We start from the raw sequence: 23758 nt of genomic DNA, 5'->3' as shown, positions 1-23758 counted from the left end.
AAAAACCCTCCACTACTGTGAAGGGTAGATTATTTATGATTTTCGCTGCATTAATTGTGGTGCTGCTGTAAATAACAGAACACCAACAATGGCAGTTAAAACTGTTGCTGGTAGCATATATGTTCCATTATAAATAATTGAATAAATCCATGCATTTTGATCGCCAGCATACTCCGAGAAAAATACAGCGCCAGCAATGGTATGTGCTGCATAGCGTAAAAATCCTGCTAATACAGTTCCAACAATAATATATACCGCCATTTTCGTTTTGTTTAGATTGTTTGCAGCCTCAAGAACTGGTTGACGTACGATTGCAGCCAAGCCTACTATTGTGAAGGCAACGCCATAATCGAGTAAGCCTTGTAACCAATGCACAACTGTAGCACCAAACATTGTTTGCATAACACCAATAAGTAAGCCCGTTGTCAGACCAGGTAAAAGACCCCAGCGAAAGGCTATTAAAATTATTGGTACCATCACTAGACTAACAGAGCCGCCTTGTGCCCATACTTTAAAGGAAATCTGATCAAGCACAAGGCCAATCGCTGCGAATATCGCGATCTCCACAAGCATTAAAAGTCTTTTTTTGTCCATATTATTCTCTCCTTTGTTCCGATGTAGGATACAAGAGCAGGAATAGAAATCAAATTACTTTTTGACTCTATCTGGCAAAAAAAAACAATGCCAGGACAGAGCCTCACATCGTACAAGTGTCGGTTTCTATCCACATCCCTACGCAAGTGTTAACTTACAGGTTCAAAGAGTTAAGGCATTACGTGCCCAGTCTCAGCTGACATCATCAGCTCCCCTTGTGGTCGTTACATCTTTTTTATTTGAACAACCTCATTGTACGCAAACATGGATATGATTACAACTCTCTTTCACAATTTTTTTTGAAACTTTGCTGTTTTTCATGCGTAAATATTAAAAAAGGAGGTACAACTATGGAGAACCAAAAAATTTTATCTGCCTTTAGTTATCTCAGCGTTTTTTTTGCACCCTTTATTGTGCCATTAATTGTTTACTTTGTTTCTAAAGATAGCGACGTAAAAAGACACTCTATTCGAGCACTTATATCGCATTTAATCCCGTTTGTATTTGGTATCATCTTCTTTGCTGTCTTTGTCTTCTCAACCATATCGTTTAACACCTTTGATCCACAATCAGGTAGCAATACGTTTATGATCGTTTGGTTTGCATCATTTGCCATTTACTTACTTGTCTCACTAGGGATTGTTATTTGGAATATAGTGCAAGCTGTTCGCGTTATTCGTTAATGTTTCATTTCTAATATCAATTTCGCCTTGGCGTAATTGCGTCCGGATTTTGAATTGTGCAGGCACAATTCATTCTTTTGAAAATCCGTGACATCCGCTGGAGGCTTTGGGCCAACAGATGTTTTTTGTGCGAAAGCGTAGTGTAACGCAGCGGCAGCAACATGATGTTTTTTGTGCGAAAGCGTAGTGCTAACGCAGCGGCAGCAACATGATGTTTTTTGTGCGAAAGCGTAGTGCTAACGCAGTTGCAGCAACATGATGTTTTTTGTGCGAAAGCGTAGTGCTAACGCAGTTGCAGCAACATGATGTTGGTCACTCAGTTGTGTGTTGCTGTCGCTTCGCTTTCGCACAGATAAATTGCCACAGGACGTGGCGTTCTTAGACTGAGTTCCTCTATTTCAGTAGGTGTTTGGACACCCACTGAAAAGAAACCAAAACCGCATTCATCTCACCCTATAGAGGTGGGAGTCTTCTGCTGAATGAAGATAAACAGGTAGAACTTTTAGTAAAAGGAGCTGTTTTTTTATGAAAGTATCTAAAGTTGTCAAAACCGCCGTAAAATTAGCACCTATCGTTATACCAATTGTCAAAAAAGTAATTGCTGCGAAAAAAGGAGCCCCCTCTTCTCCAAAAAACAGCTATAAGAAATAATACATCCCAAATAAAGAATCTGCTCATCTTTTTCCCAGCAGATTCTTTTTTTTGACTCTATAACTTTTTTCTAATTTGTACTTGGCATAGCAGATTTATATTAAAATAGGGTTTAGCACTACAGATGAGGGGTTGTTAAAAATAAATAGTGAAAAACAATTAATGAGCTTGGTTAAGGCAGCACAGGTTCTTACTTCAACACTCGATATTAACCAAGTATTAGAAAAATTAATGAATGAGGTACTTCATGTGATAGACGGTGCTGATGCAGGGGTATTGTTTATGTTAAATACAGAAACTAATCGTCTAGTTGCCAAGCATGCCATTGGTTATAACCTGGCTTATTTAAAAAAGATTCACCTTGCCTCAAATGAAGGGATGACTGGAAAGGTATTCTCTCAAAAACAAGCATTTAGATTTCACTCTAGCAATGATGTTACAGAAAGCATGGCGGATTTATTTCCACAGTATGAAGAAAACTATACAAAAGCAGTTGGTGATTTAACTTATCCCAAAAGTGCTGTTTGTGCTCCACTTCTTGATAAAAGTAATTCATGTATAGGCGTTTTAACAATTGTCAATTTTTCAGGAGATACACAGTTTGAAAATAGTGATTTAACGATGTTACAGGCATTTGCAAACCAATCCTCAATTGCTATTGAAAATGCAAAATTATTTACTCAAAACGAACGCTCTAAGCGCATTTATAATGCTTTAACACAGGTTTCCTTAACACGTGGCCGACTCAGCGATATGATTGATACGCTTGCATCATTACTAGACCAATCTGTAGCAATTATGACAGATTTTTACGATCTATTGTTTGCATCATCTCCTGTAGCTAAACTTGCTACTGACATTTTAAAAGAGCAAAAATCACAGCATCTTGATACAGTTGTACAGCAATGTGTAAGACATCAAGTATACATACCATTTAAAGATGAAACGTATGTAAGTTACTTATTTCCTATCCATACAGAACGAGGTGTTATAGGAATACTACTGATTGTGATGAATCAACATTTACAAATGGATCCTTTAGATTTATTTGCAGTAGAACAGGCAGGTGCATTATTTGCCTTACAGTTAGCTGAGGAGGAAAAGGAGCTAGAAAATTCCTTTAAATACGACGGATATTTGTTACAACAGCTTTTAAACTCAAATTTCAATGCCTTTTATAAACGTCAAGAAGTGCAACAAACTTCTCATTACTTATGTGCTACTCTACAACTTGATGGAAGAACATATCATGTTGCTCAGACTAATAAAATGCAGCACCAATTTAGTAAACTACTATATCGTTTAACTCGCTTATTTTCCTTACCAGTTTTCATCTCGGAGCATGATTTACACTATCATTTTTTATTTATGAACAATTTGCGAGTTTCAGTCGAACAGTTTAAAGAGCGTATTCAATATTTTTTTGTACTCCTCGAAAAAGACTCGACAAAGTACAATTCACTATCGTTTATGGTTGGTCTCGGAAGACACTTTGATACAATTGAAAACATTTTCAGTTCATATCGGGACTCCACAAAGTGTATTGACTATTTACAGACACTAGAACAGGCACCATTCATCATTTCCTATGATAAGCTTGGACCTTATACACTTTTTTTAAATAATGACCCACAGGAAATGGCAGAATATGTTGAGTTGAAGCTTGGACCAATTATGGAATACGATAATCAACATAAAACTGATTTGTTATATACACTAAAGCTATTTTTTGAACATAATCAAAACCGAAAAAAAACAGCTGAGGCATGCTTTGTACACCTAAACACCATTAAATATAGACTCCAAACGATTTTTTCATTAATAGGGATTGACGAGCAGAATGGGAAAACTATGTTCGAATTAAATCTTGCTATCTATATGTTTTCTTACTTACAAAATATAAAATTAGCCAAAACAGACAAAGGATAGTTCTTATCTTTGTCTGTTTTTACATAGTATTTTCATAGTATTCATTGTTATACTAAACCCTACTTGTTGAATTTTCAGAATATTTTTATTAAGCAGGAGGGCTGTCTAGGTATGGAAATATGGAGTTTATTTACGATTATTGCGTCACTGGCTTTATTAATATTTTTAGCATTACGTGGCTTCAGTATCATTATTATTGCGCCAGTAGCAAGTTTAATCGTCATCATTTTAAATCAAATGCCTATTTTAGATTCATTACAAGGCAATTATATGAGTGGGTTTATAAATTTTATGAAAAATTACTACCTTATCTTCTTATTTGCCGCAATTTTCGGAAAATTTATGGAAGAAAGTGGTGCTGCTCGTTCAATAGCTGAAAAACTTTTGAATATTATGGGACGTCATAGTAAATTTAACGCGCTAATGGCAGTCGTAATCATTTGTGCCTTTTTAACATTAGGTGGCATTAATACATATGTCGTAATTTTCGCCATTTTACCAATTGCTAAACCATTATTTAAAGCTATGAATATACCTTGGCATTTATTTACGGGGGCATTTTTCTTCGGAATGGCAACATTTACAATGACCATGCTACCTGGTTCACCATCTGTACAAAATATCATTCCAACAAAATATTTAGATACAACAGCTACTGCAGCACCTGTTGTTGGAATTGTTGCTACTATTACCATTATTCTTTTTAATTGCTTCTATTTAAAAAGACAATTATCTAAAACAGAGGCACGTGGTGAAACATATGAAAATATGAAAAATCCCGAAAAACAAGATTCAAAAGCTTTTGAGGCAAGTGTTAGAAGATATCCGCCATTTATCTTAAGTATTTTGCCACCTATCTTCTTAATTGTTACGTTAAACGTTTTTAAGGTAGATATCCTTTATACATTGATGCTTACTGTGCTTCTTTCTATCATTATTTTTTGGAAATACATAGACAACAAGCTACAAGCAATTAATGTGGGTGCAACAAATACCGTTCTACCAATTGTCAACACAAGTGCTGATGTCGGGTACGGTACAGTTATTGCAGCAACTGCAGGCTTTGGTGTAATAACAGAAATGCTTGCCAACATACCTGGAAGTCCCTTAATTTCTCTTTATGTCGCTATTGCAGCACTTGCAGGGATTACAGGTACTGCCTCTGGTGGACTTGGAATTGCAATGGAAACACTTGCTCAAACGTATTTAGATTTAGGGGTTGATCCAGAGGCACTTCATCGCGTTGCGACAATTGCCTCAGGTAGTTTAGATTCATTACCGCACAATGGTGCCGTTATTACTGTATTGGCTGTTATAGGATTAACACATAAAGATGCCTACAAACATATCTTTTTTGTTTCAGTAATTGGGCCCATTATTGCAGCAATACCAGCATTAATTACTGCGATCTTACTTTATTCTTAAGTAAATACTCTCAATTATTATTTAAACAGTAGGAGATGAACAAACATGAAAGTCTCACTTTTCGCAACATGTTTAGTAGATATGTTTCAAACAAATGTGGGCAAAGCAACTGTAGAACTTCTAGAACATCTTGGCTGTGAAGTTATTTTTCCAAAGGGGCAAATTTGCTGTGGACAACCTGCCTATAACTCAGGCTATGTTCAGGAAGCAAAGGAAGCCATGAAAAATATGATAAAAGCATTTGATGGTGCTGATTACGTGGTTTGCCCTTCTGGTTCCTGTGCTTACATGTTCCGAGAATATGAAAAGGTTTTTGTGAACGATGCTGAATGGGCATCTAATGCAAAGCAATTAGCTGAAAAAACGTATGAATTAACACAATTTATCGTAGAAGTTCTTGGTATTACGGACGTGGGTGCTAGCTTCAACGGAAATGTGACCTATCATATGTCTTGCCATATGACACGTTTGCTTGGTGTAAAAAGCGCACCTTTAACGTTACTAGAAAATGTTAAAGGCTTAACATATACTGAGCTTCCTAATAAAACAACTTGTTGTGGATTTGGTGGAACCTTCTCAGTAAAAATGACACCTATTTCCGAGCAAATGGTTGATGAAAAGGTACAACATATCATTGAAACTGGTGCCACTTATTTAGTAGGTGCGGATGAAGGCTGTTTAATGAATATTCGTGGACGTGCAGAACGATTAGGTACCCATATACAAGTACTTCATATAGCTGAAATTTTGAATTCTCGCAAAACGGAGGTGCGTGCATAATGCCAATGAAGGTCGGCAATGAGCCATTTAACAATCGTGTTGGAGAAGGTATTCAAAATACATTTATGCGCAGTGCCGTTTCAGGTGCACAAGATCGTTTAGAAACAAATCGTCAATTGGCTACAGATGAGCTTGGTCATTGGGAGGAGTGGCGTTCTCTTGGTGAGGAGATCCGTCAGCATGTACTTGCAAATCTTGATTATTACTTAACGAAATTAAGTGAACAGGTTGCTGCACGAGGTGGACATGTTTTCTTTGCGACTACTGCTGAGGAAGCCCAAGCTTATATTGCTAATGTTGCTAAGGAAAAAGAGGCTAAAAAAATTGTCAAATCAAAATCAATGGTAACAGAGGAAATAGACTTAAATCATTATTTAGAAAAACATGTTGGCTGTCAGGTTGTTGAAACCGATTTAGGAGAATATATTTTACAGCTAGATAATGATTTACCCTCACATATCGTGGCACCCGCTTTACACCGCAAGAAAGAGCAGGTGCGGGAAAGCTTCCAATCTCATCACCAATATGAAGGCTCTGCACGTCCTGAGGAGCTAACAAAGCATGCTCGTAAAATGCTGCGAGATGATTATTTATCAGCTGATATCGGCATTACGGGTTGTAACTTTGCGGTGGCTGAAACTGGCTCTGTTTGCATCGTAACAAATGAAGGAAATGCTGACTTATCAACAGCACTACCAAAAACTCAAATTACTGTAATGGGAATGGAAAGACTTGTACCAACATTTGAAGAGCTTGAAGTACTCGTCAATATGCTAACAAGAAGTGCAGTTGGTCAAAAACTTCCTAGTTATGTAACTGTTTTAAGTGGTCCTCGTCAAGATGGTGATGTAGATGGGCCAGAAGAGTTTCATTTAGTTATTGTTGATAATGGGCGATCTGAAATTTTAGGTAGTGAATTCCAAGCTATCTTACAATGTATTCGCTGTGGTGCTTGCGCTAATATTTGTCCTGTTTATCGACATGTAGGTGGCCATTCATATGGCTCAATTTACTCTGGACCAGTAGGAGCGGTCTTATCGCCATTGCTAGGTGGCTATGATGACTATAAGGAACTACCGTTTGCTTCAACACTTTGTGGCGCTTGCACAGATGTTTGCCCAGTAAAAATTCCTTTACATGAATTATTGCATAAGCATCGACAAACCATTGTCGAAAAAGAAGGTCGTGCACCTGTATCGGAACGCTTCCTTATGTCTATTTTCGGTATTGGTACCTCATCAAGCGGTATGTATAAATTTGGATCTAAGGTTGCTTCAAGTGTTTTAAAGCCATTAACAAAAAATGACCATTTATCAAAAGGTATCGGTCCGTTAAAAAATTGGACAAATATTCGTGAATTCCCTGCGCCTAAAAAAGAGCGCTTCCGTGACTGGTTCAAAAATCGACAAAAAGGAGATGAATAAGGAATGGTAGGTAAAATTCAAAATCGTGAGACATTTATTCGTCAATTATCTTCTAGACTTCAACGATTATCTATACCAGTGCATGTAGAGCGTCCTCAATGGCGATATTCACCACAACATAAAACATTACAAAACTTATCTCAGGATGAGCTGTTGATCATCTTACAAAAACAATGCACACGTATCAATACGAACTGCGTTGTCACATCCTCTTCTGATTTAGCTATGACACTGGAAAAAGTCATTGACGAATATGATGGTGGGCCAATTATGACTTGGCAGGATGAACGATTTGACGCTTATGGTCTGACGGGGCTGTTTTCAGATACATTACCTAAAAAGCAAATCGAACTACACACTTGGGACCCAACGATTGGCAGGGATAATATAGCACTAGTAGAGAAATCAAATATTGGAATTACAATTAGTGATATTACGCTAGCGGAATCCGGTACAGCTGTACTTTTTAGCAATCCAAATCACGGTCGTACTGTTAGTTTCTTACCTACCAAGTCTATTATCCTAATACCAAAAAGCTCTATTGTGCCTCGAATGACACAGGCAGCAATACAAATTCGAGAGCGTCTACAAAATGGAGAAACTCTCGCCTCTTGCGTTAATTTTATTTCTGGTCCTAGTAACTCTGCTGATATTGAAATGATTTTAGTCGTTGGAGTTCATGGTCCAATTTACATGACCTATATTATTATTGAGGATTTATAGAATAAAGAGGCAGGAACAAAAGTTTTTCAGCCAACAAAAATACCGAACTATCCTATGAAACGCTCATGAAGCGTTTCGGAATAGTTCGGTTTATCTATTTTTCTGTTTTGTTAATTTAGAGATTATTCGACTTTATTAAAGAACCATTTAGTTATGTCCCAGCCTCTATTTCACTTCAAAATAAGTTTGACTATAGCCATTCATTGTTTTTTCAACATGTAACACAGCAGGCATTGTAGCCTTTAACTCTGCAACGTGAGATATGACACCAATCATGCGTCCAGAATCCTGTAAATCAATCAATGTATCAATTGCTTTATTTAACGCTTCTTCATCAAGTGACCCGAAGCCCTCATCGATAAACATTGTTTCAATATGAATATTCCCCTGAAAGCTTTGAATCACATCTGCCATACCAAGGGCAAGACTTAATGATGCATTGAACTTTTCTCCACCAGATAATGTTTTCACATCTCGTAATTGATCTGTATAGGCATCATAAACGTCTAGCCCTAAACCACTTTGCTTAGCATGCTTCTCTAATCGATCAGAACGTCGAAGCTCAAATTGTCCATTGGATAAATGCAGTAAACGTACATTTGCTGCTTCTGTAATTTTATCTAAATAGTTAATTTGAATATAGCGTTCAAAGGATAGCTTTTTCGTATTCTGACCATTTAGCATTGCATAAAGCTCCTTTACTCGCCCCGCTTCTTTTTCAAGTAAACGAATCTCTTGTGCTGTTTCTTCAATTCTTTCAACAAAATCTTCGCAAGCTTTTGCAAATCCCTTCATTTGCTGCAATATTTTAAATGCTTCCTCATATGCTGCACGGTGCATTTCTAGCCTTTCTTCCATTAACGTTAAATCTTGCTTTTCTTTTCCTTGAAGATGTTTTGTTCCCTCAGTAATTTGTACCTGCAATGTGTGTATTTGTAGAGCAAAATCACTACAAGCCTTCCGTAAAGCCTCTAATTGAAACTCACTACGCTTTGCTACAGCAAACTCTTCAAAACTTCCAAAGCCTGCTTTCTTCATACTTTCTGAAAAATGCTCGTGCTTTTCATCCATTTTCAGCTTTAATTCCTCGAAAGTCTGTTTAGTTATTTCTACAGCCATTTTAGCACTATTCGCTGCTTCCTTAGAAGATTGTAGGTTTTGCTGGCTGGCATGCCATGCAGTTTGTAATACTGCCTTTTGTGACGATATATCCCCAATTGCCTGTTTTAACACTTGTAACGTCTTAATATTTTCAGGAATATGATTTTGCTGTTCCTCCACAATTGCCTGTTGTTTTGTTAATTCCTTCGTCTGATCAACAAAGTATTGTTCCAGCTTTATGTTCTTTTCTTGTAGCAACTCCAGACTTCCACGTTGATGCTTTTGTTTTATGCGTACACTAGCTAATTGCTGATTCACTACTTTTAAAATGGTAATTTGCTGCTCTACATTTTGTAAGGAAGTAACTATTTCTGTTTGATTGGATTGATCGATATGATTAGTCTCCAACTGCGCAAGTGCACCGTGTAAAAGCTCCTTGGTTGAATTCAATAAAGCTTCTTTTTCCAAAAACTTACGTTCATCGGTTGCTGCCCTTAACCGTAGAGCTTCCACTTGTGCTAATTCAATACCCTCAAATTGTTCTAAATGTGTTTCGAGGTGTGTTGTGCTACCGCAAACTGGGCATGGCTCCCCATCTTTAAGTTGCTGTGCTAAAATACTTGCCTGGCTAGTAATCCATTGCTGCTCCAGCTTTTGAAGTGCTTGTTTACTTTCTCGGTTATGGACATTAGCAGTCATTACATCCTGCTCTATTGTCTCTACTGCTTTCGTATATTTTTCAACTTGCGCTAATAATGATACTTGCTCCTTTAGCTTCGGCAGCTGCTCTAAATATCCTTCATACGGTTCTAGTTGTTTTTCATATTGTTCCATTGTTATTGTTAATTGCTTTAATTGGTTTTGTTCATTTTCTAGCAATGCAACATTATCTGCCAGTGCCCGTTTGGCTGTTACGACGTATTGCTCAGCTATTTGCATTTGCTGAAGATTATGTTCATACGCTTCAAATTTCGGTAATAATGCTTGGAGTTGTATTTCTTGCTGTAGAAGTTGCTGACGTTCAGGCTCTTTTTCCTCTTCAACGTTAAACTGTTCCTGTGCAACTATCAGCTGAGTCTCCGCCTTTTGCTGTTCTATCACCGCTTGCTGATAGGATTGTTCTTTTCTATTTTGCTCATTGCGTAAATCAATGCATTGTTGCTCAAGTAACACTAGACGTTCAGCTTTCTCTGCCAAAGCAATCTCACGTTCCTTTACAGCATACACATCCTGTTCCTGTAGTAATGCTTGCAGTTTGTTTTGGCGTTTGGATTGCTCATCAAACTGCTCATTCAGCGTTTTTGCCATACTATAATATTCTTGTTCTTTTTGGTGATGAGCATAGGCTTCATCATAGCGTTGCTGTTCTACTTGAATACACTCGACATAGTAGGCATGTTCCTCTTCTAGTGCCTTTTTCACTTGATGCATGTTTTCGGTATTATCATTTATACAAGTAAATAAAAAGGATGCTCGCTGTGGTAAGGCTCCTGCAATTTGACCAAGTAAATGTTTCTTTAATTGTTGAGCTCGTAGTAAATCACTTTCTGCTTCTTTCCGTTTTGCATCTAGTTTTTTAGTCATTGCACCGAAGCGATCTGTTTTAAATATTTTACGTAATATAACCTCTTTGTTTGTAGAATCAGAGGTTAATAGCTTACGGAACTCTCCTTGTGGCAGCATAACAATTTGACTAAACTGATCCTTTGTCAGACCTATTATTTCCTGTAACTTTTTATCTACCTCAAGTGTTTGCTGCTTTTCTACAATACCAAAATCAAGTTTACCTTCTTTAACTTCAGCCAATTCAATTTTCTTACCTGTAACACTTTTATTTTTTGCTTTGATATGGCCAGGCTGGCGTAAAATTTGATAAACTCTACCATCCATTTCAAAAGTGAGCTCTACCGCAGTGTAAACATCATCCTCTGCAAAACCGCTTCGTAGCATAGCTGTATCCTGACGATCCTCACCGCTGCCTGATCCATAAAGTGCATAACAAATAGCATCGAAAATAGTTGTTTTGCCAGCACCTGTTTTACCAGAAATTGCAAATAAACGATGGTCACCAAGCTGTTGAAAATCAATTATTTCTGTGTTTTTATATGGACCGAATGCAGTAATTGTTAACATTAATGGCTTCATTTTACTGTTTCTCGCTCCTCATCTAATAATTCCTGCAACATCTCTGTAAATAGACGCTCTGTATCTTGATCCGGCTCTATACCAATTATATCTGTAAAAAATGAACGGAATAAATCAATGTCATCTACCTTCTCCGTCTCAACTGCTTGAATTTCATGTCGTATTTCTGGACGCATGGCTTTACGCTCGACATGCATTGCATGAGGAAACACCGTACGAATACGTTCCATCGGTGAAGCCACTGGCGTCGTATCTGTTAAACGGACAAATATATAATCTTCATTTGAAGGTAATGTTAATAAATCATCCATCAAGCCCTCTACTACGCGTAAATCTCGTCTCGGTAGAAGCTTTCGTTTTGTAACAGTAATATCTCCCTGTGCATCTAGCTCAACGATTAAAAAACCCTTCTCATGTAAATGCTCAGACAATGAATATTTCAATGGAGAGCCAGCATAGCGAATTTTTTCATTCAACACAAAATGTGCTTTATGTAAATGGCCAAGTGCCGTGTAATGAAATGGCTTAAATAACGTTGCATCTATACAATCAGAGCCTCCTATTGATAGCGGGCGCTCTGAATCACTCGTATTCGCTTCCTCCTCACCATACTTCGTTACAAAGGCATGCCCTACAAATACATGTCGTTTTGTTGAATCTAAGCTCTGTCCAATATGGTCGATAATTTTTTGCATCGCATCTTGGTGAGAACGAATTGTATCATCTCCTAAAATTGTACGTACTGACGCAGGCTCCGCATATGGTACAAGATGAAAATGTACATCACCAAAGTCATCAGTTAAAATAATTGGAGCATGATCCTTCGTAAATTGACCTTTTATATGTAATCCACTATCACGCATCAGGCTGCTACCAAAATTCAATCGACCAGCACTATCATGGTTCCCAGCAACCGCTAACACCGGAATTTTTTTATCAAGCACAATTTCTGCCAAAACATCATTTAGTAAATTAACGGCCTCTATAGGGGGCATTGAACGGTCATATAAATCACCTGCTATAATGATAACATCAGGCTTTTCTTCATCAATGGCTTGCATAAATTGCTGTAAAATATAGCGCTGATCATCCGTCATATAGACTCCCTGTACCAGCTTCCCTAAATGCCAATCTGCTGTATGAAATATTTTCATTCTTTGCGCCTCCAATCTATCTCCATTCTATCACGACTACTAGAATGTTTGATTTACCTTTTATTAGTATTGTTTTATCCATCATTTCAGTTCTTCTATCCGCTGATTTGAAAGTTCTATCCGTCACTTTTGCTCTTCTATCCAATATTCCATGAAAAAAAGAGCATCTCTAATTAAATAGATACCCTTTTAATTTTTTATTAAATTGCTCTCACTTTTTCTATAAATGCTGCATATCCGATAAATCCTTGAATGGTACGTGCTATAGGATCAGGTTTCTCTTTCTCTTCTTGCGTCTCCATAGACTTTTCTTGTTTTTCTAAAATCTCCTCAAACGATTTAGGTTGAGGTTTAGGCAATTCACTAGAGGAAATTGCTAATGCATTGCCTCCACTATATTCATATAGAAATGCGTTGGCCATTTGACGATAACCCTCAAAATTCGGATGTACATCAGCAATATTTGGTAAAAAATTTGTGGCGTTTAAGCCAAAAGCATCATACACATTTACATAAGTTGCTCCAGCATGTTCTGCCTGCTGTTGTAAAATTGTATTTAGCTTTATTAGCTGTTTATTTGTGCCTTCTTTTTGCGTAGTGTGCACATTTGGATAAGCAAAATAATACCCCATCACATAGACCTTTGCTTTAGGTGCACGTACTGTTAATTCCTTTAAGATCTCCACCATATTTTTTCTGGCAATGTTTAACGCATAATCCGTTTGCAGCTGTGAAAAGGCTAAAGTACCAGCAGTTGGATTGACCTGCACAAGACGCAATAAATCATTGGCGCCTGCCGAAATTGTAATTAGAGTAGCATCTGCTAAAAGATCACTTGCTTCCTTAGATTTTATCCGTTTCAGTACATCTGTTGTTGTAAAGCCTGGGAAAGCGAGCTCCTTTGTATAGTTACTTAATTGCCCAGTCATGCCCAACCTCATGGCAATAAAATCACTATAGCCGCGATCAATCTCTTGATAGGGCGTTTGACCGGCTGCCAAGGAATCTCCGATAGCCACGTAATTTTCACTTTGAGCAAAGGCAGATGAAACACCAAATACCATTGTAAATAGAGCTATACCAAACATTAGTAAGCGCTTCATCTGCTCAACTCCTCTCCCTTACATCAACAGAATTTAAAAAGCCCAGCTACCTTTGCGGAAAATTGGCTCCACAGTACCATCTGGTAAAATACCGTCAATATCCATCTCTCCACTGCCAATCATAAAATCCTCATGTGTGACTGAAATATTTGCACCTAATGCCTCAAGCTGTCCATTTTCTAAATCTCTGCCACCTTCTAGGCAAGTTGGATACGCCTCACCGATGGCCAAATGGTTGGATGCATTTTCATCAAATAATGTATTAAAATATAAAATCTCAGATGCTGAAATTGGAGACTCATGTGGTACTAGCGCTACTTCACCTAAATAGCATGAACCCTCATCTACCTGAATAAGTTCCTGTAATAAATCATGGCCTACCTGTGCCTCAGCCTTGATAATTTTGCCTTCTTCAAATGTCAGTTTAAAGCCATCAATAATATTACCTTGGTATACTAATGGCTTTGTATTGCTTACATAACCATTTACACCTTGCTTTAATGGTAACGTATATACCTCTTCTGTCGGCATATTCGCAATAAAGACAGTATCCTCTGGTGTTTTACTTCCACCAGTAAGCCATTTATGCTGTGGAGCTAATGCAATTGTTAAATCAGTACCAGGTGCTGTATAGTGAAGCTTTGCATATTTTTTTTGATTAAGCAGCGCCGCACGAGATTCTAAATTCACAACATGTCCACGCCAATTTTCAACCGCATTGCCCTCACCAATATGAACAGTTTTAAAAATTGCCTCCCATAAAGCTGACACCTGTTCCTCAGTTGTTAAATTTGGGAAAACCTTCGCTGCCCATTTCGGAGAAGGAACTGCAACAATAGACCACGCGATTAAATCCTTCATCACAGCATTGCGATAATTTTTCAGTGCTGCTCCAGATACTTTTTGATGTGTTGCAAGACGTTCAGCTGGAATACCTGTTAATTTATCTGGATCTGCTGCATCAATCCACAATAAAGCACCCTTACGTTCGATTAGCTCATCACGCATTTTCACTACCCATTCAGGGAAACGATTGAATTCTTCATCTGAGGCATGCTCGAAATAAGTTCGATCCATTACATCATCAGAAAAGTTTACGTGAACACGTCCTGCTCCAGCCTTATAAGCCTCTTTCACTACCAAACGAGCAAAATCTAGTGCTTCCACTGAAGTATTGACTAATAAGTATTGCCCTGGTTGAATATTAACACCAACTTTTACTGCAAGCTCTGCATATGCTTGTAATTTTTCTTCAAATGTCATATTAGTTAACCTCGCTTTTGTCCAATTGTTTTTGAATTTCCTTCTACTAGCTTGGCATCATGCCATACCTTTTGCACAGGTTTGCCTGGAATTTCTCTTGTCCATTTTTTATACGTTTTTTCATCTCGATAAGCTAATAACGTTAATACCTCACCATCTGCTCCTGCACGCCCTGTACGTCCTGAACGATGTAAGTATTGCTCGATCGTTCTTGGTACATCAACATGAATAACATGTGTTAAACCTGCAATATCTAAACCTCGTGCTGCAATATCTGTAGCAATTAAAATACGTGCCTCTCCCTTGCGGAATGCATCTAATGCCTTTTTACGCTCTTCTTTTTTCATGTCAGAATGTAGTGTCACAATTGGTGCAGAACGATATTGTAGCTTTGTTTCTTTCATTAATAATTGGTCGATATTGTTTACAAAAGCTAATGCACGTAACCCTTCTGTATGTGATAAGCGACGTAGGAAATCAGTTTTATCTCGCTCTTCGACCTTGATAAAGGAATGTACTACCTTACCAACCTTCACCATATCCTCTGGCTTTATTTTAAAGCGTACTGGCTCGAACATCATGCGGCTAGCCACTAACTCAATCTCCTCTGTAATCGTTGCAGAAACAACAACTACTTGTCGCCCATATGCTGAGCCTTCGATAAAGGATTTTACAACCACACGATATTCTCGGCTAAGCAACTGGTCACATTCATCTAGAATAATTGTTTCAATTTCTTTAAGCTTTAATTTTCCTGCACGTGCTAATTCATTTAATCGACCAGGCGTTCCAACAACGATTGTCGGTTTTTTCTTTAGCTTTTCAATTTGACGTGCAGCATTTGCGCCACCAATTAATTGCTGAACTGTAATATCTGAGCCTACTGTCCATTCACGGATAACCTCTACGATTTGCATAGCCAGCTCCTGTGATGGGGCTACAATAAGTCCTTGTGTTTGTTTTTTTGCACCATTTACCTTGTTTAACAAAGGCAACACATAGGCTAAAGTCTTTCCCGATCCAGTCGGCGATTCTGCCACAATATCTTTCCCATCAAGCATTGCTGGAATCATTTCCTCTTGAATTTTCATCGGTTCTTCAAATTTCCATTTTGCTTGTAATACTTCATTTAATAAGTTTATTACTGACATGTTATTTCCCACCTTCTATCTGCTTGAGACTAGTTTAACACACTAAGCATTTTCCTACTTCATATGTACGTAAACCATTTGATAATCGTTTCACAAATTCATTAAGTGATATCTAATAACTAAAAAATCTGCAAGCCTCACGCATGGAATGTAAGCCTCTTGCGCTCTATTGAAGGCTTGGGGCTTACCTGCGAAAAGCGAGCAGATTTTTATCTGGTTAATCTACTAATTCATAGCCGCATGACAAAATTGCACATTCTGCCAAAACAATTAATGAATCAATATATTTGTCACTTAGTTTTAAATCTCTATTTACAATCGATAATTCAGTACAGCCTAAAACAATACGATCACAATTAAGTGCTAGCATGGCCTCTTCTATCGGCTGCCATTCCTCTGATGAGACATCCTTTCCAGCCTTAACAAAGTCGTAAATAATTGACATCACTTTTTCCTTGATTGGCTCATCAGGAACAACAGGTGTTAGATCGTATTCCTCTAATGCAGTCTGATACATACGTGATGTTAAAGTGCCGGTTGTTGCTAAAATACCTACACGCTTTGCACCTAAATCATAGGCTCGTTTTGCTGTTTCTCGTATCATATGAAGCACTGGAACTGGAGAGCCCTCAGCAATTTCATCATAAAAGGTATGTGCCGTATTACACGGAATAGCAATCATATTTGCCCCAATTGAAGCAAGCTTTCTTGCATCATCTATAATTACTGGAACAGGATTTTCTTTTGTTTGATCTAAAATAAAGGCAGTACGATCAGGAATATTTGTATCATTATCAATAATAGTATGCAGATGCTCCTGATCCTTCGTTGCCTTTGTACGTCTTACAATCATTTCACCGATAAACATTGTTGCAAGTGGACCGACGCCACCAATAATACCTAAAGTTTGTTTTTTCATGAGTTAGACAGACCTTTGTTGTTAAAATATTTCTTATATTTTCGATAAAAACTTAAATTATCGAGCGTTATGTTCAGCCAACGCCTAGCATTCATATCCTTATAATTGAAAATGGAGTCAGTTGCTAGTCCTTGTCGAATCAGGCTCTTTGCCTCAATCACAAGTTGTTCATTTTGAACATATTTAAAAAGTACACCGTTTGGCACAATTGTCCAAAGATGCTTGTTTTGCACATAAGTCAGCTGTAACTTGCTACCACGGATAAAATCATCTGCAACGTATTGCATTAAATTATAACCGCTTGCTGTCACATAATAATTTGAAAGCTCATTATGTAATTCAATACTTAATAGCTTATATTGCCCATCACGTTCATCATACTTCATATCAAACGTGGCAAAGCCCTGAAATTGGATTTCCTCCAAAAATTCTTTGACTTGATCCATTAAATCCCTATCATATATCGTCATAATCGCTACATAGCGACCTATTCCATCGGGAGAATGCTCCTCTAAAATGGGATTACCTATAGCTAGTAGCTTCGCTTGTCCATCTTGCCCTACATAGGCATTAACGACACGCATATTGGCATCCTCACCTGGAATATATTGCTGTACCATCAAGTCATCTCTATAGGCAGATTCCTTATATATAGCCTGGAAGATTGCATCCTTTTCCTCATTATCATATGCAATATATACCTTTTTCTTACCTGGAAAAATACATGTAGCATACTTTGTCATATTCATTGGTTTAATGACAACTGGATATTCAAAGGGAATTTCAAATTCCTCATAGTCATTAACCGTACAAACATGCATCGCAGGATACTGAAAGCCAAATTTTGCTGAAAGCTCATACATACTCTCACGCGTTAATAGTTGATTAGCTAGTGTAATATCTACATAAGGTATGATAAAAAGCTCTGCTAGCTCCTCTTTATGTTGCACTATTTTTTTCACATAAAATTCATCACAGGCCAACAATAGTAGTTTTTTATCAGCAAATTCCTCTGCGATTGCCTTTAAAGCAATTACAAAACGTTCTTCAATATTCAGTCTTGGTACTTCACGAAATGTGAGTAAATCACTTTGTTGTATTTTCGCCATATTTGTATGATTTACTGCAAGTGGTTTTACACCATAGGATTCGTAAAATGCTCTAGCCATGCCATAAGCATTCATTTCATCTCCTAATAAAACCGGTAAAAAAGCATGGGTAACAGCCATTCTACTCAACTCACTTTAGCTTTTTTTCTAAGTTTAACATACTCCTGCATTTTGACGCTTCTTAGAATCTATTTATGCACAGCAACAGCTTGTTTTCTTAGCTCTTTATAGCTTTTGAAAAATTGATCGACATTGTATGTAACATAGCCTTTTAATGGGTCCATCACAACTACTTTATCGCCTAAATGCCCTGTTAAAACAACCGCATGCAAGTTCATATACGCGGCACTCGACTTTGATTCACCCTCATAGATCCAGCCCTTGTCTGACTTTATCTTTGGCTCTGATAAATCCAATGTAACCCAAGTCACAACGGGAACGCCCTCCCGAACAAGCTGTAAAATTTCGTCCTGTGAGGCTCCACTCATATTTGTAACACGTAAATTTGCCTGTTTATCAGCTATTGCTGCCTCTGCTGCTTTGACAATTGGAGCTGCAAAGACATACATACCATTTGCTTTATCTCTAGGATCACCTGCAAAAGCCTGATTTGGATTTGGGCCAATTCGTTGCCCATTTTCAGTGTCAATTTTTTTCTTTGGTAAATACGTATCAGTCATTTCAAGCTTCGTAACTTTCATACCATAATAATTTAAGACAGCTGTTAACGATGTAATTTCACAGCCATGTGGCAGCTCAGGATTTTGCATAACAACTGGTACATCCAATTCCTGCTCATCTCTTGAAAAGTGTGTTTGTAATCGATAATATGGCTTTGTTGAATCGTATGTAAAATTTTCGATTGTTGTATAACCGTTATTTTCCATACTATTTTCAAGCGTAGTTGCAGCAATAGCATATTTCTGTCCCTCTACTAACTTTGAAAAGGTTGCCTCTCCCTCATCAGAGCCAATTACATCCTCAACTATTTTTCCCGTCTTCACATCAGTGACCGTTATATAAAGATTCGGGATAGGTGCACCACTATTAAACTCTACAGTTAAAACAGTTAGTTCACTTTTTTGCTTTTCCTGCTGCGAAAATTGATTACAGCCTGAAAGTAGCATAATGATGATAATACTTATTAATAAAAAGCGTTTATACCCCGTCCACAAGACAAATTCCGCTCCTATTCTATTTTGAAGACCTTCACTTCAAATCTATATTTCAATTTGTCGTAGACTCTATTATACGCTAATTTCATAGTCGTTCCTATTTTATCTTTCTTTAATGAACCTGCTTCAAAATGCGCAAGGAAATCTTTGTGTATGTTGCGACTTTTTTTGCTTTTCTGCAAGGCTTTTACACAGGGTAGCGGAAGCCCAAGACACAATATCTATGTCTTTTTAAAGAAACGCAATCCACAGAGATTTCCTTTTTCTATTTTAACAATATTTAATGCGTACTTACCTTTGGACGCAAGGTATGTTTTAAAACCTTTCCTGAGGCATTACGCGGCAGTTCAGCTAAAAATTCAATCTCATAAGGTACTTTATATTTTGCAAGCTGCTTTTGACAATAGGCCAATATGGATTCTTCATCAAGGGCTTTTCCTTCCTTTAATACGACAAATGCCTTTGGTACTTCACCATATACCTCATGTGGCAGTCCAACTACCGCTGCCTCTAAAATTTCAGACAGCTGATATAAAACTTCTTCTACCTCAATTGGATAAATATTTTCGCCGCCGCGAATAATCATATCCTTTTTACGATCAACAATGTAAAGGTAGCCCTCTTCATCAAAACGGCCTAAATCTCCTGATAAGAGCCAGCCATCTCTAATCGTTCTAGCTGTTTCTTCTGTATTTCGAAGATAGCCCTTCATTACTTGTGGTCCTCTTACACAAATTTCTCCTACCTCACCTGCCGGCACAGACTCTCCAAAGCTATCCACTACACGTACCTCTGTTTGTGCCAATGGTTTTCCTACTGACCCAATTTTTGTTAATGCGTCCATATCTAAAAGAGAAGTAGCCGCGGGGGAATTTTCAGTTTGACCATATAGGTTTTGAACTTTGACATTTAGAAATGCCTCTTTCACTTGCTTCACAAGCTCATAAGGCATCGGAGCTGCTCCATAACATAATAAACGCAAATGCTTAAAAGTATGTTCCATAAAGCAAGGTGTATTTAAAATCATCGTATACATCGACGGAACACCGAAAAAGATTGTCGCATCTGTCGTAGCAAGCTGTTTTAATGTATTTACTGGTGAAAAGGCTTCTTCAATGATAACTGTACCGCCTTGATAAAACATTGGCATTGCAAATACATGAAGCCCTGCACAGTGAAATAAAGGTGTACAAATAAACATTCTATCTTCCTTCGTCATATCCATCGAGGATGACCATATTTTCGCCGTTGAGACAATATTTTGATGTGTTAGCATTACTCCCTTTGGCTTACCTGTCGTTCCAGATGTATACATAACCACTGCTGTATCATCATTCACCAATTTGACAGAACGTCGCTGACAAGTATGACTCTCTATAATTTTTTCCATTTCCTTAAACCCAACAGCATGTGAAAAAGAATATGGAATATCCGCTAGTATTTCATTTAATCGCTCATCATAAATGAGTCCTTTTGCTTCTGAATGATTAAAAATAAATTCGACTTCTGGAGCCGCTAATTTTGTATTTATGGGCATAACCACAAAACCTGCTAATTGAACTCCGATATACGCAATTAAAAATAAATCTGAATTCAATGTATATAAGGCTATTACATCATCTTTCTTATAACCTTGCTCTTGTAAATAAGCTGCAAAAGTTTCGGCACATTTGAAAAATTCTTGATAGGTTAACCTTTTTCCATCATACAACGTTGCAATTCCTTCAGGTTGTTGCACAGCATAGTTTTGTAAAATATCCGTCATTAGCATTGTCATTATAAGCCCCCAATTTTTTATTTTTAACATCAACTACCACTAATTAGTCTTGGCTCTGCATAATTTTCAGAAAATTATGATTATATTCTAGCAGGCTATTAAAAAGGTGGCAATTTTTCTACCTATTCGAAAATATGAAAGACATGCTTCAAAATATACTTAGACATTTTACTTTTCTATCAATTTCTGTTAGGTGTATGATACTTGTACAATATTTTAAGAAAGGCTTGGTTAAAATGCAGTACGCACTTTTAGGAGATTTACATTCTAATACAGAAGATACAAGGGCGGTGTTAGCTCATATTCAGCAAACTGCCAAAGATGCTAAAATAATAGGTTTAGGTGATTTATATGAATGTACTGTGAGTAAGAAAAAGGCTCAGACGGTGTCCGGTTTATCACTTCAAAAAGCTGCCATTGTCAATAAAGACTTTGAAAATTTACTGACGTTTCCTTCAATTCGTGGTAATCAAGAGGAACGTATTACTCGTGTAACGGGCATTGAACGATTTATAAAACTACCTGAAACAATTGAAATTGAAGGGGCATTACTAATGCATGGCCATCAATTTAAATGGAGCGTGTCATGGCAGCCAACATTTCCTTCATTTAAAAAATCACTCCTTTTCTTTGGACATAGCCATGAATCTGGTCTTTATCATGGTAATAAAAAACTACCTATTCGAATTCGTTTTGGTCAACCAATCGTGTTACAGGACAAGCAATATGGCATCAATGTTGGCTCAGTTGTTGATCATCGTGAGTGGTGTCTCTATGACAGCGAAAAACGAACAGTAACATTTATGTGTGCATCCATACTTGAAAAGGTAAGTGTTTCATAAGCAAGAAAATAGAAAGGGCTCTCCCGCATAGGAAGGCCCCTTTGTATTAATGTATATATTGTTTTTTCTCGTTCATTAAAATTTGCTTTAGCTCTTTTAGTTTGTCGATGACAATATAGGATTCTTTTGTTATTTCAGTTAAATAAGTTTCGGCCACTGATTTATTACCTCGATTATATTCATGAACTGCCTTTTTTGCCAGTTCATGCACATGGATAAAAGGACGCTCTAATACAATGTATGCTTGCTCATTACTCAACAGCTTTTTCCCTGTACCGTAATACCATTCGCCAAGTCGAGACTCCTTTGGAGAACCAACATCCTGTTCAGTCATTGTTTCAAAGCCTAGCAATAAATTATATATTTTCCAGCGCCATAATAAATGGTCTGTAATTGCCAGTTCAATTATATCCTCTTGACTGATGATAAAGTTTTTCGAAATAGTGGATGAACGATAACCATCAATCATTTTACTTAGCTTATAAATTGCAGAACCCATGTCAAACACAATCACCTTACTTTTTTGCATGCTCTCCGTCATATTTCGATTACGCTCTGAAATTTCCGATGATGATTCTGCCTGTGCCCTAGCTGTTGTCGCAATTTCCTCAAAGCGTATTCCTTGCTGCTGAAGATTTTTATTTAATTCTGTAAGCGTTTGTGAAATTTGTAGTGTATCTGTAACACCCTGATGTAAATCCTGTGAAAATTGATTTGTTAAGTTACTAATATTATTTGTAATAAGCAGCAGCTCCTGAATATCAGTATGAATGGATTTTACCGATGTATTTGTATCATCTGCTAGCTTTCGAACCTCTTCTGCTACTACAGCAAAGCCTTTACCAGCCTCACCTGCACGTGCAGCCTCAATCGAAGCATTCAGTGCCAATAAATTTGTTTGGTCTGCGATTCTTTTAATCAGCTCCATTAGCTTCGCTACACTGTTAACCCTATCAACTAAGCGAACAATATCCCCTTGCATGGACTTATGACCTTCATCTGTTGACTGTAAAATGGAAGAAACTTGCTGTAGTGATTCTAAATCCCCGTTTAATTTTTTTAATGCCTGTTTTGTATGAGTGGAAATATCCCCTACAGAAGCTGCTATTTCCTCTATACTTGCATCTAAATCATGCATGGAGTTGTCCACCGCAATGATTTCCTTTTGTTGAATATCTTGAAATTCAATAAGCTCTTTAATTGAGTCTAATTGCGTATTATATGTAATAATTTCGCCTAAGCCATTGACTACTGAGCCTCCTTGAATTTCAATGTATGTCTCAAGAATAATTTGTTGGTCAATCGTTACTAAACTATCATAAGACAGTAATACATCAAGCATTTTATCCTGATCACGGGATAATTCCTTCACAATCAATGGGATAATTAATTGATTTATAAGCGTATAGGCAGAAATCATCCAGTTTGGCAAAACACCGATTCGTGCATGAACATAAGCAATTTTCCGTCTTTTAAACACATAGTCTAAGTCCAGCTCATCATCAAACAAGCTGATAAAATGATTGTCGAATAAGCCTTTTAAGCGTTCCACAGTTGAGTGCGTATTGATAACATGATTGAATTCTGGTATTTCTAATAAACGATCGTAAAAGTTATCTAATATTTCCCTCCTATTATTTTCGTAAATTTTTCTTAAGAAACTTACAGATTCTCTTCTAATTCTAGATAATGCGAGGAAATCTAGTTTTTCTTTAAAACGCTCATTTGCCTCAATGTCTGAATTTTTTTCGGCTGAAAAATAATCATAGTCTAGATTAATTTTCTTTCTTTTGAACATAATGGTTCACTC

Annotated in this window: 19 protein-coding genes and 1 riboswitch; of the genes, 8 read left to right on the top strand and 11 right to left on the bottom strand. The window is 37.3% G+C overall.

From position 1 onward, the window contains the following. Positions 1–33: 33 nt before the first annotated feature. Positions 34–594 carry an energy-coupled thiamine transporter ThiT gene (gene thiT, locus AC3WOM_RS06730; RefSeq protein WP_427542552.1) on the bottom strand — a complete coding sequence of 187 codons (561 nt, stop codon included), beginning with the start codon at positions 592–594 and terminating at the stop codon, positions 34–36. Positions 595–712: 118 nt separating this feature from the next. Further along, positions 713–820, bottom strand: a riboswitch (TPP riboswitch). 124 nt (positions 821–944) lie between these two features. Here thiT and AC3WOM_RS06725 point away from each other — a divergent pair. From AC3WOM_RS06725 to AC3WOM_RS06695, 7 genes are all read left to right on the top strand, one after another. Beyond that, positions 945–1277, top strand: coding sequence for a magnetosome magnetite crystal formation protein family (locus AC3WOM_RS06725; protein WP_427542555.1), 333 nt, complete (start codon positions 945–947; stop codon positions 1275–1277). A 525-nt stretch (positions 1278–1802) separates the two neighbouring features. Next, positions 1803–1928 (top strand): small protein YxzF, encoded by a 126-nt coding sequence (locus AC3WOM_RS06720; RefSeq protein ID WP_427542558.1) that lies wholly within the window; start codon positions 1803–1805, stop codon positions 1926–1928. A 132-nt stretch (positions 1929–2060) separates the two neighbouring features. Next, positions 2061–3857: a helix-turn-helix domain-containing protein gene (locus AC3WOM_RS06715; RefSeq protein ID WP_427542561.1), complete on the top strand. Its 1797-nt coding sequence runs from the start codon at positions 2061–2063 to the stop codon at positions 3855–3857. A 111-nt stretch (positions 3858–3968) separates the two neighbouring features. Then, a complete protein-coding gene (locus AC3WOM_RS06710) occupies positions 3969–5282 on the top strand; it encodes a GntP family permease (protein WP_427542564.1) in 1314 nt (437 codons plus the stop codon). Between the two features lie 45 nt (positions 5283–5327). After that, on the top strand, positions 5328–6062 hold the full coding sequence (locus tag AC3WOM_RS06705) for a (Fe-S)-binding protein (protein WP_492445754.1): 735 nt from the start codon (positions 5328–5330) through the stop codon (positions 6060–6062). Continuing rightward, positions 6062–7486: a LutB/LldF family L-lactate oxidation iron-sulfur protein gene (locus AC3WOM_RS06700; RefSeq protein ID WP_492445752.1), complete on the top strand. Its 1425-nt coding sequence runs from the start codon at positions 6062–6064 to the stop codon at positions 7484–7486. The genes AC3WOM_RS06705 and AC3WOM_RS06700 overlap by 1 nt, the downstream gene beginning before the upstream one ends. Before the next feature lie 3 nt (positions 7487–7489). Next, positions 7490–8209, top strand: coding sequence for a LutC/YkgG family protein (locus tag AC3WOM_RS06695; protein ID WP_492445750.1), 720 nt, complete (start codon positions 7490–7492; stop codon positions 8207–8209). 165 nt (positions 8210–8374) lie between these two features. Here the strand turns inward: AC3WOM_RS06695 and AC3WOM_RS06690 are convergent, their stop codons facing one another. The 9 genes from AC3WOM_RS06690 to AC3WOM_RS06650 form a co-directional block, all read right to left on the bottom strand. Then, positions 8375–11455 carry an SbcC/MukB-like Walker B domain-containing protein gene (locus AC3WOM_RS06690; protein ID WP_492445748.1) on the bottom strand — a complete coding sequence of 1027 codons (3081 nt, stop codon included), beginning with the start codon at positions 11453–11455 and terminating at the stop codon, positions 8375–8377. Then, a complete protein-coding gene (locus AC3WOM_RS06685; protein ID WP_427542579.1) occupies positions 11452–12609 on the bottom strand; it encodes an exonuclease SbcCD subunit D in 1158 nt (385 codons plus the stop codon). The genes AC3WOM_RS06690 and AC3WOM_RS06685 overlap by 4 nt, the downstream gene beginning before the upstream one ends. Positions 12610–12809: 200 nt before the next feature. Then, positions 12810–13712 carry an SGNH/GDSL hydrolase family protein gene (locus AC3WOM_RS06680; protein ID WP_492445745.1) on the bottom strand — a complete coding sequence of 301 codons (903 nt, stop codon included), beginning with the start codon at positions 13710–13712 and terminating at the stop codon, positions 12810–12812. A 33-nt stretch (positions 13713–13745) separates the two neighbouring features. Next, complete coding sequence (locus AC3WOM_RS06675) at positions 13746–14975, bottom strand: aminopeptidase (protein ID WP_492445744.1); 1230 nt, start codon at positions 14973–14975, stop codon at positions 13746–13748. 5 nt (positions 14976–14980) lie between these two features. Continuing rightward, positions 14981–16126: a DEAD/DEAH box helicase gene (locus tag AC3WOM_RS06670; RefSeq protein WP_427542588.1), complete on the bottom strand. Its 1146-nt coding sequence runs from the start codon at positions 16124–16126 to the stop codon at positions 14981–14983. A 217-nt stretch (positions 16127–16343) separates the two neighbouring features. Next, positions 16344–17045: a cysteate racemase gene (gene cuyB, locus AC3WOM_RS06665; protein ID WP_427542591.1), complete on the bottom strand. Its 702-nt coding sequence runs from the start codon at positions 17043–17045 to the stop codon at positions 16344–16346. Beyond that, positions 17042–18274 (bottom strand): carboxylate--amine ligase, encoded by a 1233-nt coding sequence (locus AC3WOM_RS06660; RefSeq protein ID WP_427542594.1) that lies wholly within the window; start codon positions 18272–18274, stop codon positions 17042–17044. The genes cuyB and AC3WOM_RS06660 overlap by 4 nt, the downstream gene beginning before the upstream one ends. A gap of 68 nt (positions 18275–18342) precedes the next feature. Beyond that, the gene (locus tag AC3WOM_RS06655; protein WP_427542597.1) at positions 18343–19329 is read right to left on the bottom strand and encodes a C39 family peptidase; all 987 of its coding nucleotides are present in this window, start codon (positions 19327–19329) and stop codon (positions 18343–18345) included. A gap of 280 nt (positions 19330–19609) precedes the next feature. Then, entirely contained in the window at positions 19610–21106 is a 1497-nt protein-coding gene (locus tag AC3WOM_RS06650) for a class I adenylate-forming enzyme family protein (protein WP_492445741.1), read from the bottom strand. Between the two features lie 236 nt (positions 21107–21342). Between AC3WOM_RS06650 and AC3WOM_RS06645 the strand changes: the two genes are divergently transcribed. Continuing rightward, positions 21343–21948, top strand: coding sequence for a metallophosphoesterase family protein (locus AC3WOM_RS06645; protein WP_492445817.1), 606 nt, complete (start codon positions 21343–21345; stop codon positions 21946–21948). 46 nt (positions 21949–21994) lie between these two features. On the opposite strand, the gene AC3WOM_RS06640 is transcribed toward AC3WOM_RS06645, so the two are convergent. Beyond that, the gene (locus AC3WOM_RS06640; RefSeq protein ID WP_427542603.1) at positions 21995–23746 is read right to left on the bottom strand and encodes a protoglobin domain-containing protein; all 1752 of its coding nucleotides are present in this window, start codon (positions 23744–23746) and stop codon (positions 21995–21997) included. Positions 23747–23758 lie beyond the last annotated feature (12 nt).

This window comes from Lysinibacillus sp. FW301-JW8, assembly GCF_058788755.1.
Note: the sequence above shows the minus strand (reverse complement) of the source record. Positions and strands in the feature narration are given on the sequence as shown.

Bases quoted from the DNA above. Each gene is read 5' to 3' on its own strand.
- AC3WOM_RS06660 (WP_427542594.1), bottom strand. From the start codon at position 18,274: ATGGCTGTTACCCATGCTTTTTTACCGGTTTTATTAGGAGATGAAATG.
- AC3WOM_RS06725 (WP_427542555.1), top strand. From the start codon at position 945: ATGGAGAACCAAAAAATTTTATCTGCCTTTAGTTATCTCAGCGTTTTT.
- AC3WOM_RS06695 (WP_492445750.1), top strand. From the start codon at position 7,490: ATGGTAGGTAAAATTCAAAATCGTGAGACATTTATTCGTCAATTATCT.
- AC3WOM_RS06675 (WP_492445744.1), bottom strand. From the start codon at position 14,975: ATGACATTTGAAGAAAAATTACAAGCATATGCAGAGCTTGCAGTAAAA.
- AC3WOM_RS06680 (WP_492445745.1), bottom strand. From the start codon at position 13,712: ATGAAGCGCTTACTAATGTTTGGTATAGCTCTATTTACAATGGTATTT.
- AC3WOM_RS06650 (WP_492445741.1), bottom strand. From the start codon at position 21,106: ATGACAATGCTAATGACGGATATTTTACAAAACTATGCTGTGCAACAA.
- AC3WOM_RS06685 (WP_427542579.1), bottom strand. From the start codon at position 12,609: ATGAAAATATTTCATACAGCAGATTGGCATTTAGGGAAGCTGGTACAG.
- AC3WOM_RS06645 (WP_492445817.1), top strand. From the start codon at position 21,343: ATGCAGTACGCACTTTTAGGAGATTTACATTCTAATACAGAAGATACA.
- cuyB (WP_427542591.1), bottom strand. From the start codon at position 17,045: ATGAAAAAACAAACTTTAGGTATTATTGGTGGCGTCGGTCCACTTGCA.
- AC3WOM_RS06705 (WP_492445754.1), top strand. From the start codon at position 5,328: ATGAAAGTCTCACTTTTCGCAACATGTTTAGTAGATATGTTTCAAACA.
- AC3WOM_RS06720 (WP_427542558.1), top strand. From the start codon at position 1,803: ATGAAAGTATCTAAAGTTGTCAAAACCGCCGTAAAATTAGCACCTATC.
- AC3WOM_RS06710 (WP_427542564.1), top strand. From the start codon at position 3,969: ATGGAAATATGGAGTTTATTTACGATTATTGCGTCACTGGCTTTATTA.
- AC3WOM_RS06640 (WP_427542603.1), bottom strand. From the start codon at position 23,746: ATGTTCAAAAGAAAGAAAATTAATCTAGACTATGATTATTTTTCAGCC.
- AC3WOM_RS06690 (WP_492445748.1), bottom strand. From the start codon at position 11,455: ATGAAGCCATTAATGTTAACAATTACTGCATTCGGTCCATATAAAAAC.
- AC3WOM_RS06670 (WP_427542588.1), bottom strand. From the start codon at position 16,126: ATGTCAGTAATAAACTTATTAAATGAAGTATTACAAGCAAAATGGAAA.
- thiT (WP_427542552.1), bottom strand. From the start codon at position 594: ATGGACAAAAAAAGACTTTTAATGCTTGTGGAGATCGCGATATTCGCA.
- AC3WOM_RS06700 (WP_492445752.1), top strand. From the start codon at position 6,062: ATGCCAATGAAGGTCGGCAATGAGCCATTTAACAATCGTGTTGGAGAA.